This is a genomic window from Defluviimonas aquaemixtae (genome assembly GCF_900302475.1).
GTDB lineage: Bacteria > Pseudomonadota > Alphaproteobacteria > Rhodobacterales > Rhodobacteraceae > Albidovulum > Albidovulum aquaemixtae.
In genome coordinates this window covers 1,970,988-1,985,363 of sequence record NZ_OMOQ01000001.1, presented here as the reverse complement: position 1 = coordinate 1,985,363, position 14,376 = coordinate 1,970,988, and the positions used below count along the sequence as shown (strand labels likewise).

Genomic DNA, 14,376 nt, shown 5'->3' with positions numbered 1-14,376 from the left:
TCAATCCTCTAGAACCTGGACCGCGCCCGGAGCGAATGCGACGCCGACGGCGGCACCGGGATCGGGCCCTCCAGCGCCTTCGGCATCCATCTGAAGGCGCGCGATGAGCTCGGTATTGTCGGCGAGGCGCAGGTGGACATGACTGTCCGTGCCGAAGTAGACCGAATGGCTCACGGTCGCGAGCAGCGCCCGCTCGCCTTCGCGATCGGTCAGCCTCAGATGTTCGGGCCGGATGGCCAGTGTGACCGGACCGGCTGGGTGCGTGCCGGTCATGGGAAGTGAGACGCCGCCGGGAAGCACGGCGTGACCATCCACGATCTGCGCTGGGATAAAGTTCGTCTCGCCAATAAAGTCGGCCACGAAGCGATTGACCGGATGGGCGTAGATCGCGCGGGGGGGGCCAATCTGCAGAATCTTGCCGCTCGACATCACGCCCACCCGGTCGGACATCGTCAGCGCCTCTTCCTGATCGTGGGTGACGAAGACAAAGGTGATCCCGGTCTCGCACTGAAGGCGCTTCAGCTCTCCTTGCATTTCCTTCCGGAGCTTGAGGTCGAGCGCCGAGAGCGGTTCGTCGAGGAGCAGCAGTTTCGGTCTCGGCGCGAGGGCGCGAGCGAGTGCGACGCGTTGCTGCTGGCCGCCCGAAAGTTGGGCAGTCTTCCGGACCGCCAACGCCTCGAGCTTGACGAGCGCGAGCATCTCTTCCGTCCGCGCCGCGATTTCGGCCTTGGGGCGGCCGAGCATCTGGAGCCCGAATCCGATATTCTCAGCAACGCTCAGATGAGGAAACAGCGCGTAGCTTTGGAAGACCGTGTTGACCGGGCGTTTGTTAGGGGGCAAGTCGGTGATGTCCTGCCCGTCGAGAAAGATCGAGCCGGATGTCGGACTTTCGAACCCTGCAATGAGCCGCAGAAGCGTCGTCTTGCCGCAGCCCGACGGGCCGAGCAGCGTGAAGAATTCGCCTTGGCGGATCGCGACCGACACGTCGTCGAGGGCATTGACCGCGTGCTCGCCCTGTCCGAAAACCTTGCAGACCTCGCGCGCCTCGATAGCGAATTCTGCACTCACGCAACACCTCCCGTAACCGGCGGTGTTGGCATTCGCCTCCGCCTGACACCATGGTACTCAACGTCCGCGAAGTGTCGGTTTTCTGTCAATCGATTCCTGTAAGCTTGGTGATGGATGCGCAGCATCGACGAAGCGATTGATAACACGGGTGGCGCGCCGGGGTTGCTAGAGCATTGGCGGGCGCCGGGCAGACCAGGGCTGTGCGGTCTCGATTTCGGCGGCGAGTGCCACGAGCTCTTCGTCGGCGCCGAAACGTGCCGCAAGGTGGATGCCAATGGGCAGCCCGTCATCGGTCACGGCTAAGGGCAACGAAGCGGCGGGCTGGCCAGAGGCGTTGAAAGCTGCGCAGAAGGGCGAGTAGTCGAACACCATGCCCGGCCCCATCCGGTAGTCAACGTAATCCTTGCCTGAATGCGCGAAGCGCCCGAGTTCGGCGGGCGGTTCGGCAAGGGTCGCTGTGAGAAGCACATCCCAGTCGGTGAAGAACGCGGCCATCTCGCGCCCATATGTGTGGATCCGGCCCACGGCGTCCAGGTAGTCTGCGCCAGAAAGCGTCGCCGCGTGGTCGAGCGCGCTTCGTGTCACGTCCTCGACCTCGCCGTTGCCCAGCGGGCGGCCGCGGGCGATGATCGCCTTTCGCACGGAGAGCGCGGTGCCGCAGGCGACGATGGTGGTCCAGGCCCGCATCATCGCCTTCGTGTCGGCGGCGGGGCGGGCGGGTTCGACGCTGTGGCCGAGGCTTTCGAGGAGCTGCGCGGCGCCCAGCACGGCGTCCCGGCAGTCGGCATGGATCGGCTCTCCGGTCAGCGTCGTCTCGCACAGCGCGATCTTCAGTCGCCGGGGCGGGCGGGCGATGGCGGCGCAGAAGCCCTCCATGAGCGGAGGAGCCCAGTAGGGCGCGCCGGGGTCGGCGCCTGCGCAGGTGTTGAGCAGCACGGCGCTGTCGCGGACCGAACGCGTCAGGAAGCCGTCGATCGCCATGCCGGCCCAGCCCTCGCCCGCATAAGGCCCGTCTGGCAGGCGCGCTCGCGTCGCCTTCAGCCCGAACAGTCCGCAGCACGAGGCTGGGATTCTCACCGACCCGCCGCCGTCAGAGCCATGCGCGGCAGGCACGATCCCAGCCGCCACAGCAGCGCCCGAACCGCCCGACGATCCGCCCGGCGTGTGTTCGGTGCTCCACGGGTTGCGAGTCGGGCCGCCATAGACCGCGGCCTCGGTCGTCGGACCGATCCCGCCCTCGGGCGAGGTGGTGCGCCCGAAGATCACGGCGCCCGTCGCGCGAATCCTGTCGAAGATCGCGCTGTCGCGCGGGTAGACGGTGTTGGCCAGAAGGCGCGATCCGTTGTGCGACGGGAAATCCACTGCCTCGCAGCCCAGGTCCTTCAGAAGGAAGGGCACGCCCTTCAGCGGTCCCTCGGGCAAGCCCGCCGCGATAGCCCGCCGCGCCGCGCCCTCCTGAATCAGCACAGCCGCGTTGAGCGCAGGATTCCGCCGCGCGACGCGCTCCAGCGCCTCGTCAAATAACTCGTCTGCTGAAACATCTCCAAGCGCCACTCTGTGCGCCATCTCGCTCGCGTCCCAATCGTCGTACTCGGCGATCATGTCCGTCCCCTGCTCCGATGTCGCGCCGAGACTATGCGCGCCGACGGCGCATCGGCAATCGTCGTGTCGTGGCTGTGTGTATGCGATTGGCCATGGTAGGCTCGGGTGACGGAGGTCCTGGACATGCTCCTTCTTCTTGCGCTCACGATCGCGCTCTCGCTCTCATCGCCCGCCACTGCGCAAAGCGAAGTCGATCTAGAACTCGTGCTTCTCGCCGACAGTTCCGGCTCCATCGATGACGGCGAGATCATGTTCCAGCGACAGGGATACGCGACCGCGATCACCGATCCCGAGGTCATCGCCGCGATCGGCAACACCGCCTACGGAAGCATAGCTGTTACCTATGTCGAGTGGGGCCAGTTCGACAGCCAGGACGTGGTCGTGCCCTGGACGATCCTCGACGGCGCGGACACGGCGCAGGCTTTCGCCGAGGCGCTGATGAATCCGCCCCGCCGGGCGCGCGGACGCAACAGCATCGGCGCTGCGCTGCTTTTCGGGCGCGACATGATCGAGGGAAACAACATCCGCGGCTGGCGTCGGATCATCGACTTTTCGGGCGACTCGGCGGGCAATTTCAACGGACCGTCGATCGGAGAGGGCCGCCGCGCGGCGCTCGACGCCGGAATAACTATCAACGGCTTAGCGATCCTGTGCCGGCGCTGCGCGTCCGGCCGCTCCGGCTTCGGCGATCTGGAGGACGAGTTTGAATATCTGATCATCGGTGGGCCGGGCGCTTTCGTCGTGACGGCGGATGGCGGCGCAGCCTTTGCCGACGCGGTGAAGCGCAAGCTGATCCTCGAGATATCGGGTCGTAGGCCAGTCGCAACCATCGCCCAAGCCGCGCGGTAGCTGATACGGTAGGTGCCGTTCAAATTCCGAACCGGTCGGCCAACCCTTGCAGCCCCCGGTGCGCGCTACTAAGACTCGATCAAGGTTTCGAGCACTAGCATGCCCCCGGGAACAGCGACAGGCGGACAAGATGAAAGACCCCTACGACATCTACATGAACACCCTCGTGCCGATGGTGGTTGAGCAGACCTCGCGCGGGGAGCGGGCGTACGACATCTATTCCCGCCTTCTGAAGGAGCGGATCATCTTCCTGTCCGGCCCGGTCCATGACGGCATGTCGACGCTCATCTGCGCCCAGCTCTTGTTCCTCGAGGCGGAGAATCCGTCGAAGGAGATCGCGATGTACATCAACTCGCCGGGCGGGGTAGTGACATCGGGTCTCTCGATCTACGACACCATGCAGTATATCCGGCCGAAGGTGTCGACGTTGGTGATCGGTCAAGCGGCCTCGATGGGTTCCCTTCTGCTGACGGCGGGTGAAAAGGGAATGCGCTTCTCGTTGCCCAACAGCCGCATCATGGTACACCAGCCGTCGGGCGGCTATCAGGGCCAGGCGACGGACATTATGATCCACGCGCAGGAAACCCAGAAACTCAAGGACCGGTTGAACCAGATCTACCACCAGCACACGGGCCAGCCCGTGAAAAAGGTCGAGGCCGCGCTTGAACGCGACAACTTCATGTCTCCCGATGAGGCGCAGGAATGGGGGCTTATCGACGAGATCCTCGCCGCGCGCTCGGGCGAGGACGACAAGACGTAACGTTGCCACCCCGAAACAGTGATTCAAGGTCAGGTATTTAAGCATTGTGATGACCATCCGGCTGCCCTAATCTTGACCAAAAGGGTGGTCAAAAAGATGCGAAACGGATGGTGTAGAGGCCGCAGAGGATAGCAATGGCGACGAATTCAGGCAGCGACAGCAAAAACACGCTCTACTGCTCTTTCTGCGGAAAGTCGCAGCATGAAGTGCGCAAGCTGATTGCCGGTCCGACGGTGTTCATCTGCGACGAATGCGTCGAGCTGTGCATGGACATCATCCGGGAAGAGACGAAATCGACCGGTCTGAAGTCTGCCGACGGCGTGCCCACGCCGCGCGACATTTGCAAGGTTCTGGACGATTATGTGATCGGGCAGGCCCATGCGAAGCGCGTGCTTTCCGTCGCGGTCCACAACCACTACAAGCGGCTGAACCACGCCGCGAAGTCCGCCGATATCGAGCTCGCGAAGTCGAATATTCTGCTCATCGGTCCGACGGGCTGCGGCAAGACGCTTCTCGCCCAGACCTTGGCGCGTATCCTCGACGTGCCCTTCACCATGGCCGATGCGACGACGCTGACCGAGGCGGGCTATGTCGGCGAGGATGTGGAGAACATCATCCTGAAGCTTCTTCAGGCGTCGGAATACAACGTCGAACGCGCGCAGCGTGGCATCGTCTACATCGACGAGGTCGACAAGATCACCCGCAAGTCCGATAACCCCTCGATCACCCGCGACGTCTCGGGCGAAGGCGTGCAGCAAGCGCTGCTGAAGATCATGGAAGGGACGGTGGCCTCGGTTCCGCCGCAGGGGGGGCGCAAGCATCCGCAGCAGGAATTTCTGCAGGTCGACACGACGAACATCCTCTTCATCTGCGGCGGCGCGTTTGCGGGGCTTGAAAAGATCATCGCTCAGCGCGGCAAGGGGTCGGCCATCGGATTCGGCGCCGACGTAAAGGATCCCCAGGATCAAAACGTGGGTGAGCTGTTCACCGAGCTCGAGCCCGAGGACCTGCTGAAATTCGGCCTGATACCCGAATTCGTCGGCCGCCTGCCGGTGATCGCGACATTGACCGATCTCGACGAGGACGCGCTGGTCACGATCCTGACCGAGCCGAAGAATGCGTTGGTGAAACAGTATCAGCGGCTCTTCGACCTCGAAGGCGTGAAGCTGACCTTCACCGCCGACGCGCTGACCGCGATCGCCAAGCGAGCGATCAAGCGCAAGACCGGTGCGCGCGGGCTGCGGTCGATCATGGAGGACATTCTTCTCGATACGATGTTCGAGCTTCCGGGCATGACCTCTGTCGAGGAAGTGGTCGTCAACGAGGAGGCGGTCGACTCCGGCGCAAAGCCCTTGCTGATCCACGCCGAGACAAAGAGCGAGAAGGCCGCGACAGCGGGCTAAACACTTTCTCACTTCATTTCTCCGCGGGGACTTGCCGAGCTACAACTGCGCGTACCGAACCACATCTGATTGCATGATTTCCATCGCGGTTCGTACACTTCTCTACATTGCATTCCTCGCATTCCCGGCCATTCTGATCATGCGATATGGGGAAATTGCCAATGATGCGCTATCGGGCACTCAGTCTGGCTATGCGTCCAGCGGCTACGCGTCTCAGGTGTTCGGCAACGTCGTTGCGTTCGATGAGGTTCTGAGTAGTCGCCTCGTCGGGAGGACCCGCATCCCCGCCTGTTCGTTGGTATTTGTCCGACTGTCGGCGAACCCTCCGACGAAACCGCCAACCATCACGCTCAATCGCAACCGCAGCTACCGCTTCGGAGGGGCGTGGCAGCCGACACCAATGCGTGAAGCGACTCCCGTGGTGGACGACCTGCTTGGATACTGCGGAGAAGCAATTGGCAAGACGGCAGCGGCGGAACTCCGGACGGCGCTTTCGTCAGAAGGGTCTTACTACACGAGGGACCTTGTCGATGGCTCCGTGCACGTCTATGCCCCGACGCTCCGGCTTGCCGGACGCGTTCGCTATCTTCCCTATCCGCACTAGCCTGTGCGATGTGCTTGATACTAGACCTCGCCCGTGCCTCAGCTATAAGGGGGCAGCATTGCCCGGAGGACGTCCATGAATTTCCTGCTGCGCCTTTTGACCTGGTGGAACGGCCAGACGCTCGGCACTCAGCTCTTCACTGCGCGCAAGGGTGTAAAGGTGGGTGAGGACAAACAGGGCAACGTCTTCTACGAAACCCGCGACGGCAAGCGCCGCTGGGTGATCTACAACGGCGAATCCGAAGCCTCGCGCATCAGCCCGGACTGGCACGGCTGGCTCCATTTCACATGGGATCAGCCGCCCACAAAGTCCGCGCTCCCGCGCAAACCCTGGGAAAAGCCGCATCAGGAGAACCTGACAGGCACACCGCTCGCCTACGCGCCCGCCGGCTCGATCCGCCGCCCCGATCCGGTCGAGCGGCGCGATTACGAGGCTTGGAGCCCGGAATAGGGTCATGTCGGAGAATGTCACCGAGGTTGTAACCGGCGCTGGCGTATTGGCTGTTGCGCTAGGTTTTCTTGTCTTCGCAAGCGACCGGGCCACCTTCAGCGCGGCTACGGACAGCTATGAACTGGTCGCGAGTTTCCGTTCCGTGGAAGGTGTCACTGTCGGAACGGACGTGCGCATGGCGGGCGTCAAGGTGGGCACGATCACCGATCTTGCGCTCAATCCCACGACATTCTTTGCCGATGCGCGCTTGACAGTGCGGAACGGAATTGTCGTTCCCGACGACAGCACCGCCGTCGTCGCCTCCGAGGGCCTTCTTGGCGGCGCCTTCGTCGAGATCCTGCCAGGCGGCAGCCCGATTGATCTTGATCCAGGAGCTGAGATCGAGAACACGCAAGGCTCCGTCAGCGTGATCGCGCTCTTGATGAAGTTCGTTGGCGCGGCTTCGGGCGACGATACGGAAACCGCCGCGCCATGAGACGGAGTGCAGCCGCCGCCCTGGCCATCGTCGTCGCCGGGGCGGGACAGGCGCAGGAGGTCGCGAGCGCCCCCGGCGCCGTCCTGCGCGGGCTCGACAAGGTGGCGGGCGCGACAACTGATATCGAAATTGTCACCGGAGCATCCGCGCGGTTCGGCCGGCTCGTCGTCACGCTCAGCGACTGCCGCTACCCGATCGACGATCCCAGTTCGAACGCATTTGCTTTTCTCTCGATCGCGGACGCAGCGACGGGCAGCATGGCATTCGAAGGCTGGATGATCGCGTCGAGCCCGGCCCTGAGCGCGCTCGACGACCCGCGCTACGACATCTGGGTGCTACGCTGCACGAGCAGTTGAGGCGACGGCGTTTTCGGGCTTGTGAAACTGGCCGTCCCCTCAAGCGCCTCCGCTAGGAGACTGTGGTAGTCCGCGCGCGATATCTCGACGGCGCCGAGCGACGCGAGATGCGGTGTCACGAACTGGGTATCGAAAAGCGCAATCTCCGCCGCGCGAAGACGATCCACCAGATAGGCGAGCGCGATTTTCGACGCGTCGCTGCGGATCGAGAACATGCTTTCGCCGAAGAAAGCCCGGCCAAGCGTTACGCCGAACACGCCACCCGTCAGTGTGCCGTCCTGCCAGACACCGAGCGAATGGGCATGCCCGCGCGCATGAAGCATGTCGTAAAGCTGCATGAGCGGTGTGTTGATCCACGTCTCCGCCCGGGCGGCGCAGGCGGCCACGATCTCGGAAAAGGTGGCGTCGACGCGGATCTCGTGAGGTTCACGCAGGATCCGCCGACGAAGTGAACGCGACATATGAAAGCCGTCGAGCGGAAGGATGCCCCGAAGCCGTGGATCGACCCAGTGCAGCGCGTCGTCGTCGCGGCTCTCGGCCATTGGGAAGATGCCTTTGGCATAGCCCGCGAGCATCAGTTCGGGCGTCAGCATAGCCGTACTCGACGTCTCGCCCCGTCCTTCAGCCGAATTCCTTCGCCAGCCACTTTTCCAGCCAATGGATCGAATAGTTGCCGGTTCGGATGTCCTCTTCCTGCAACAGAGAATGGAAGAGCGGAATCGTCGTGTCTATTCCGTCGACGATCAGTTCCGCGAGCGCACGCTTCAGACGCGCCAGAGCCTCGGCCCGGTCGCGGCCGTGCACGACCAGCTTGCCGATCAGGCTGTCGTAATAGGGTGGGATGGAGTAGCCGTCATAAAGCGCCGAATCCATTCGTACGCCCAGCCCGCCCGGAGCGTGATACTGCGTGATCTTGCCGGGCGAGGGCGAGAAGTTCGGCAGTTTCTCGGCGTTGATGCGGACCTCGATCGCGTGGCCATTGACCTCGAGTTCGTCCTGGGCGAACGACAGCGGCAGCCCTTCGGCCACGCGGATCTGCTCTCGCACCAGGTCGACGCCGAAGATCGCTTCTGTGACCGGGTGCTCGACCTGAAGGCGGGTGTTCATCTCGATGAAATAGAACTCGCCGTCCTCGTAGAGGAACTCGATCGTGCCCGCGCCGATATAGTTGATCTTGGCCACCGCGTCGGCGCAGATATTGCCGATCCTCGCCCGGGTGTCGGCGTCGATCACCGGGCCGGGCGCCTCCTCGAATACCTTCTGGTGACGGCGCTGGAGCGAGCAATCGCGTTCACCGAGATGAACCGCCTTGCCTTTGCCGTCGCCGAAGACCTGAATTTCTATGTGGCGCGGCCTTTGGAGGTACTTCTCAATGTAGCACTCGTCGTTGCCGAAAGCCGCCTTGGCCTCCGACCGGGCGGTGCGGAAAGCGATTTCGAGCTCGTCCTCGGATTTCGCAACTTTCATGCCGCGCCCGCCGCCGCCAGCCGTGGCCTTGACGATGACGGGATAGCCGATTTCCTTGCTGACCTTCTTTGCGGCGGCGACATCCGGTACCCCGCCGTCGGAGCCCGGAACACAAGGCACGCCGAGATTTTTCATCGTGTCCTTCGCGGTGATCTTGTCACCCATGATGCGGATATGTTCCGCGGTCGGACCGATGAAGGTGATGCCGTGATCCTCGAGCGCCTGGACGAAGCTCGAGTTTTCGCTGAGGAAGCCGTAACCGGGGTGAATCGCCTGCGCGCCGGTGATCTCGCAGGCCGAAATCACGGCAGGGATGGAAAGATAGCTCTGCGACGAGGGATTGGGGCCGATGCAGACAGATTCATCGGCCATGCGCACGTGCATAGCGTCGGCATCGGCCGTGGAATGGACAGCGACCGACCGGATTCCCATCTCGCGACAGGCACGGATGACGCGCAGCGCAATTTCGCCACGGTTGGCGACGAGGATCTTCTCGAACATCCGGGCCTCACTCGATGATGAGAAGCGGCGCACCGTATTCGACGGGGCTGCCATCCTCGACGAGGATGCGCTTCACGGTCCCGGCACGCGGCGCGGGGATGTGGTTCATCGTCTTCATCGCCTCGACGATCATGACTGTCTGGCCTTCCTTGACCTGCGCTCCGACCGTGACGAAAGGATCGGCGCCCGGTTCCGCAGAGAGATAGGCCGTGCCGACCATGGGCGAAGTGACGGCGCCGGGGTGGCTCGCCGGATCGGCGGGCGCGCTCGCGGTGGGTGCGGCGGCTTCCGCTGCGGAGGCCGCAGGAGCGGGCGCGGGGGCAGCAGGAGCGGATGCGACGGGCGCGGCGGTCTGGGCCGGGTACTTCGACACACGCACCTTCAGGCTGTCGTTGTCGCCGTACTCGCGCTTCACGCTGAGTTCGGCGAGCCCATTCTTATTCAGAAGTTCCGCCAGTGCCTCAATGAAGGCCACGTCACTGTCATGAGATGGTTTTGTCATCGATATCCTCGATCGGTCCTGTCCTTGGGCCCGTCTTTCGCCACGCGAGCCTTGGTATTGTGCCGCTTATACGCGCTTGGCCGTGGCGTGGAAAGCGCGACTTTCCTTTGGCTTTCCAAGCTGGAGGCGCGCATTCAGGTATAATTATTTACCAGTTGATAAAAAAATGATTCGATGGCAGCCTTTCCCCGTTCAAGCGAGGGAGGTCGACTTGACGAACAGTCAGCTCACGCCGGGCATCGTCGCCGGGCGTCTCCGGGCGGAGGATTACGCCCGCAACTTTTCTGACATCGCGCCCCGGTTCGATCCGCACGAGGCGCGCGTGGCCGCCGACCGTTGCTATTTCTGCCACGACGCGCCCTGTATGACGGCCTGCCCAACGTCGATCGACATTCCCCTTTTCATCCGTCAGATCGCAACCAGCACGCCCGAGGCGGCGGCGAAGACGATCTTTGACCAGAACATCCTCGGCGGTATGTGCGCCCGCGTCTGCCCGACCGAAACCTTGTGCGAGGAGGCCTGCGTGCGTGAGGTGGCCGAGGGCAAGCCGGTGGAGATCGGCCGACTCCAGCGCTTTGCGACCGATACGCTGATGTCGAAAGACACGCATCCCTATGCGCGCGGCAAGGCGACGGGCAAGACAGTGGCGGTCGTCGGAGCCGGCCCCGCTGGCCTCGCCGCCGCCCATCGGCTCGCCATGAAGGGCCATGACGTGGTGATCTACGACGCGCGGCCAAAGGCTGGTGGTCTCAACGAATACGGTATCGCAAGTTACAAGACGCCCGGGGGTTTTGCCCAGGCCGAGGTCGACTGGCTTCTGAAGATCGGCGGCATCAAGCTCGGGACCGGCAGGTCGTTGGGCCGCGACCTGACGCTCGACGCGCTCCGCGAAGACCACGACGCAGTGCTGCTTGCGTGTGGCCTTGCCGGGGTAAATGCGCTCGGGGCTGAGGGCGAGGACCTCGGGAATGTCCTCGACGCCGTCGAATTCATTGCAGGACTTCGACAGACAGAAGACAAATCCACGCTGCCCATCGGCCGCGACGTCGTCGTCATCGGCGGTGGGATGACGGCAGTCGACGCGGCCGTTCAGTCGAAACTTCTCGGCGCCGAAAACGTTACGATCGTCTACCGCCGCGGGCCAGAGAAGATGTCGGCGTCCGGGCACGAACAAGATCTCGCGACGGCCGCCGGGGTGCGGATCGTACACAACGCAGCACCTGTCCGCGTCATCGGCAATGGCGCTGCGCGCGAGGTCGAATTCGCCTATACTGAGGATGCGCCAGGCGGCCTGACGCTGAAGGACGAGACCTTCCGGTTGAAGGCGGACCAAGTAATGAAGGCCATCGGCCAGTCGCTCGACAGCGCGCCCGAAATGCTAAAGCTCGACGGGCGCAAGATCGCTGTAACCGGCACGGGGCGCACCTCGGTCCCCGGTGTATGGGCGGCGGGCGACTGCGCGGCGGGTGGCGACGATCTGACCGTGACGGCGGTCGCGGAGGGACGGGATGCGGCGGAGGACATTCATGCCAGCTTGACGAGCTGACGCACGAAGCGGAGGACCGGCCGATGAACGCAACCGAAGATCGAGTCGCCGCACACTACGGCGGCGGAGGCCTTTACGGCCGGATCATGAACGCGCTGAAGGCGGGCGGCGTCGATCCGCACGCTCTCACAGCCGATGATCTGAAGCCGTTCGACGAATTCCACATCGGTGGCGAGGAGGCCACGGCCGCGCTGCTGGATCAGCTCGACATCGGCGCGGGCACCGAGGTACTCGACATCGGATCGGGCATCGGCGGCGCGGCACGGATGATAGCGTCCCGCTACGGAGCCGATGTGACGGGCGTGGACCTGACGCCCGAATTCGTCGAGACGGCGAAGCAACTGACCGAAGCGGTGGGGCTGAAGGCGCGCTTCGTCGAGGGCAGCGCGCTCGATCTGCCGTTCGAGGACGAGAGCTTCGATCTCGCGACGCTCCTGCATGTCGGCATGAACCTGCCCGACAAGACCCAGCTTTTCAAGGGAGCGGCGCGCGTTCTGAAGCACGGCGGCACTTTCGCGGTCTACGACGTCATGCGCTTCGGCGCGCATCCGGTCTTTCCCGTGCCTTGGGCGGCTGAGCCGGAAGGCTCGTTCCTCGGCACGACCGAGGACTACCTTGTGGCGGCGGAGGCGGCGCATTTCAAGTTGCGCTCGCGGCGCGACCGGGGCGACGTCGCGAAGGCGTTCTTCGCCAAGATGCAGGCGCAGATGGCCAAATCGGACCGGCCGCCGGACGGGTTGCCGGTCGTGATGGGCGACAAGGCCCCGGCCATGATCGCGAACATGGTTCAGGCAGTGGCGGCGGGCGACATCGCCCCCGTCGAGATGATATTTGACAAGCGCTGATCGCGCGACTGGGAGAGCGAGATGGCCGATCTGACCACCACCTTCGTCGGGATCAAGTCCCCGAACCCGTTCTGGCTGGCCTCTGCGCCGCCGACGGACAAGGAATACAACGTCGTCCGCGCCTTCAAGGCGGGCTGGGGTGGCGTCGTCTGGAAGACGCTCGGCGCCGAGGGTCCGCCCATCGTGAACGTCAACGGTCCGCGCTACGGCGCGATCTGGGGCGCTGACAGGCGGCTTCTGGGCCTCAACAACATCGAACTCATCACCGACCGGCCGCTCGAGGTGAACCTGCGCGAGATCAAGCAGGTCAAACGCGACTGGCCCGACCGGGCGCTTGTCGTATCGCTGATGGTCCCCTGCGACGAGGAAAGCTGGAAGGCGATCCTGGGCCATGTCGAAGATACGGGGGCCGACGGGGTTGAACTGAATTTCGGCTGTCCGCACGGAATGAGCGAGCGCGGCATGGGCTCGGCCGTGGGCCAGGTCCCGGAATATATCGAGATGGTGACGCGCTGGGTGAAGCAGCACAGCCGGATGCCCTGCATCGTGAAGCTCACGCCCAATATCACCGATGTGCGAAAGCCCGCCGAGGCCGCGAAGCGGGGCGGGGCGGATGCGGTCAGCCTGATCAACACGATCAACTCGATCACCTCGGTCAATCTCGAAAGCTTCAGCCCCGAGCCCTCGATCGACGGCAAGGGCGCGCATGGCGGCTATTGTGGCCCTGCGGTGAAGCCGATCGCGCTCTCCATGGTCTCCGAAATCGCCCGGCATGCCGACACGGCGGGCCTGCCGATATCCGGCATCGGCGGCATCACCACTTGGCGCGACGCGGCGGAGTTCATGGCGCTCGGCGCGGGCAACGTGCAGGTCTGCACGGCGGTCATGACCTATGGGTTCAAGATCGTGCAGGAGATGATCTCGGGCCTGTCGCAATATCTCGACGAAAGGGAGATGGCGGTCGCCGACCTCGTCGGCCGCGCGGTCCCGAACGTGACCGATTGGCAGTACCTGAACCTCAACTACGTGACCAAGGCCCAGATCGACCAGGAGCTCTGCATCAAGTGCGGCCGCTGCTATGCGGCCTGCGAGGACACGTCGCATCAGGCCATCGCGATGGGGCAGGACCGCACATTCAGCGTCATCGACGAGGAATGCGTGGCCTGCAACCTCTGTATCGATGTCTGTCCGGTCGAGAACTGCATCACGATGCGCGAACTGGAGATCGGCGAGCTCGATCCGCGCACAGGCCGCAAGGTGGCGGAATACGCCAATTGGACGACGCATCCGAACAACCCCATGGCGCAGGCGGCCGAGTAGGAGATCGTTGAACGAAGTCGGGCGCGGGTGTTAAGATTGCGCCTGCGCGCAAACAGGCGGCCCCGCGCGGCTCAGCCGGGGGCAGACGCGGTGGCTACCTCCGCCGAGCCAGGAAAATTCAGAGAGATAGACCCACCGCTTTCGCGAATGGAGGTCACGATGCAGATGTCTCGCCTTTCAACCAAGGTAGGTCGTCTCATTTCGATTGCTGGCTTTGCGGTTTTCGCCGGGTTTCCCTGCGTTGGGCAGGAAGCGGCGGGCTCCGAACCCAAGATGCTCGCCACGGGCGATTTCGTTTCGCCCGATGCGCCCGGCGTTCACGTGATGACGTTTCTGGCGGAGTTCGAGGCGGGCGCGAGCATTCCGCTCCATCACCATGGTGGAGCGAGCCAGGTGCTGCTTCTCGAGGGCGATGTTGACGTCACCGGTGCAGACGGCACGACCGTGAGCTTTCATCCGGGCGACAAGATGGATGAACCCGCAGGGTGGGTGCACAGCGGCGTCGTCACCAGTTCGGAGCCTGCCAAGCTCATCTGGACGATCGTGCTGCCCGATGGGGCCGAATTGGAAACACTCGACAACGGCTGAGACCCAGCTGCCTGGGCCCGATCACCAGATGGTGCTTTGA

16 protein-coding genes are annotated in these 14,376 nt (G+C 63.7%); 11 read left to right on the top strand and 5 right to left on the bottom strand.

Annotated features, from left to right (window positions below; translation table 11 throughout):
• Complete coding sequence (locus DEA8626_RS09760; protein ID WP_108852769.1) at positions 1–1,068, bottom strand: ABC transporter ATP-binding protein; 1,068 nt, start codon at positions 1,066–1,068, stop codon at positions 1–3.
• 165 nt (positions 1,069–1,233) lie between these two features.
• Positions 1,234–2,670 (bottom strand): amidase, encoded by a 1,437-nt coding sequence (locus tag DEA8626_RS09755; RefSeq protein WP_108852768.1) that lies wholly within the window; start codon positions 2,668–2,670, stop codon positions 1,234–1,236.
• 123 nt (positions 2,671–2,793) lie between these two features.
• Between DEA8626_RS09755 and DEA8626_RS09750 the strand changes: the two genes are divergently transcribed.
• The 7 genes from DEA8626_RS09750 (at position 2,794) to DEA8626_RS09720 (ending at position 7,567) form a co-directional block, all read left to right on the top strand.
• Positions 2,794–3,519, top strand: coding sequence for a DUF1194 domain-containing protein (locus DEA8626_RS09750; protein ID WP_108852767.1), 726 nt, complete (start codon positions 2,794–2,796; stop codon positions 3,517–3,519).
• 130 nt (positions 3,520–3,649) lie between these two features.
• Positions 3,650–4,279: an ATP-dependent Clp protease proteolytic subunit gene (locus tag DEA8626_RS09745; RefSeq protein ID WP_108852766.1), complete on the top strand. Its 630-nt coding sequence runs from the start codon at positions 3,650–3,652 to the stop codon at positions 4,277–4,279.
• 134 nt (positions 4,280–4,413) lie between these two features.
• Positions 4,414–5,682 carry an ATP-dependent Clp protease ATP-binding subunit ClpX gene (clpX, locus tag DEA8626_RS09740; protein ID WP_108852765.1) on the top strand — a complete coding sequence of 423 codons (1,269 nt, stop codon included), beginning with the start codon at positions 4,414–4,416 and terminating at the stop codon, positions 5,680–5,682.
• Between the two features lie 73 nt (positions 5,683–5,755).
• Positions 5,756–6,286 carry a hypothetical protein gene (locus DEA8626_RS09735; protein WP_108852764.1) on the top strand — a complete coding sequence of 177 codons (531 nt, stop codon included), beginning with the start codon at positions 5,756–5,758 and terminating at the stop codon, positions 6,284–6,286.
• Positions 6,287–6,361: 75 nt separating this feature from the next.
• Positions 6,362–6,736 carry an NADH:ubiquinone oxidoreductase subunit NDUFA12 gene (locus DEA8626_RS09730; RefSeq protein ID WP_108852763.1) on the top strand — a complete coding sequence of 125 codons (375 nt, stop codon included), beginning with the start codon at positions 6,362–6,364 and terminating at the stop codon, positions 6,734–6,736.
• Positions 6,737–6,740: 4 nt separating this feature from the next.
• Positions 6,741–7,211: an outer membrane lipid asymmetry maintenance protein MlaD gene (gene mlaD / locus DEA8626_RS09725; protein ID WP_108852762.1), complete on the top strand. Its 471-nt coding sequence runs from the start codon at positions 6,741–6,743 to the stop codon at positions 7,209–7,211.
• Positions 7,208–7,567 carry a DUF2155 domain-containing protein gene (locus DEA8626_RS09720; RefSeq protein ID WP_108852761.1) on the top strand — a complete coding sequence of 120 codons (360 nt, stop codon included), beginning with the start codon at positions 7,208–7,210 and terminating at the stop codon, positions 7,565–7,567. The genes mlaD and DEA8626_RS09720 overlap by 4 nt, the downstream gene beginning before the upstream one ends.
• Here the strand turns inward: DEA8626_RS09720 and aat are convergent.
• Genes aat through accB form a run of 3 tightly spaced genes read right to left on the bottom strand, consistent with a single transcriptional unit; the run spans position 7,531 to position 10,037 of the window.
• A complete protein-coding gene (aat, locus tag DEA8626_RS09715; RefSeq protein ID WP_108852760.1) occupies positions 7,531–8,160 on the bottom strand; it encodes a leucyl/phenylalanyl-tRNA--protein transferase in 630 nt (209 codons plus the stop codon). The genes DEA8626_RS09720 and aat overlap by 37 nt on opposite strands.
• Before the next feature lie 28 nt (positions 8,161–8,188).
• Positions 8,189–9,535 carry an acetyl-CoA carboxylase biotin carboxylase subunit gene (gene accC / locus DEA8626_RS09710; RefSeq protein WP_108852759.1) on the bottom strand — a complete coding sequence of 449 codons (1,347 nt, stop codon included), beginning with the start codon at positions 9,533–9,535 and terminating at the stop codon, positions 8,189–8,191.
• Positions 9,536–9,542: 7 nt separating this feature from the next.
• The gene (accB, locus tag DEA8626_RS09705; protein ID WP_108852758.1) at positions 9,543–10,037 is read right to left on the bottom strand and encodes an acetyl-CoA carboxylase biotin carboxyl carrier protein; all 495 of its coding nucleotides are present in this window, start codon (positions 10,035–10,037) and stop codon (positions 9,543–9,545) included.
• A 211-nt stretch (positions 10,038–10,248) separates the two neighbouring features.
• Here accB and DEA8626_RS09700 point away from each other — a divergent pair, with 211 nt between their 5' ends.
• The 4 genes from DEA8626_RS09700 (at position 10,249) to DEA8626_RS09685 (ending at position 14,336) form a co-directional block, all read left to right on the top strand.
• Positions 10,249–11,583, top strand: a complete 1,335-nt coding sequence (locus tag DEA8626_RS09700) for an NAD(P)-dependent oxidoreductase (RefSeq protein WP_108853410.1) — start codon at positions 10,249–10,251, stop codon at positions 11,581–11,583.
• A 23-nt stretch (positions 11,584–11,606) separates the two neighbouring features.
• Positions 11,607–12,428 carry a class I SAM-dependent methyltransferase gene (locus DEA8626_RS09695; protein WP_108852757.1) on the top strand — a complete coding sequence of 274 codons (822 nt, stop codon included), beginning with the start codon at positions 11,607–11,609 and terminating at the stop codon, positions 12,426–12,428.
• A 21-nt stretch (positions 12,429–12,449) separates the two neighbouring features.
• The gene (gene preA, locus DEA8626_RS09690) at positions 12,450–13,748 is read left to right on the top strand and encodes an NAD-dependent dihydropyrimidine dehydrogenase subunit PreA (protein ID WP_108852756.1); all 1,299 of its coding nucleotides are present in this window, start codon (positions 12,450–12,452) and stop codon (positions 13,746–13,748) included.
• A 159-nt stretch (positions 13,749–13,907) separates the two neighbouring features.
• On the top strand, positions 13,908–14,336 hold the full coding sequence (locus DEA8626_RS09685) for a cupin domain-containing protein (protein ID WP_181366403.1): 429 nt from the start codon (positions 13,908–13,910) through the stop codon (positions 14,334–14,336).
• Positions 14,337–14,376 lie beyond the last annotated feature (40 nt).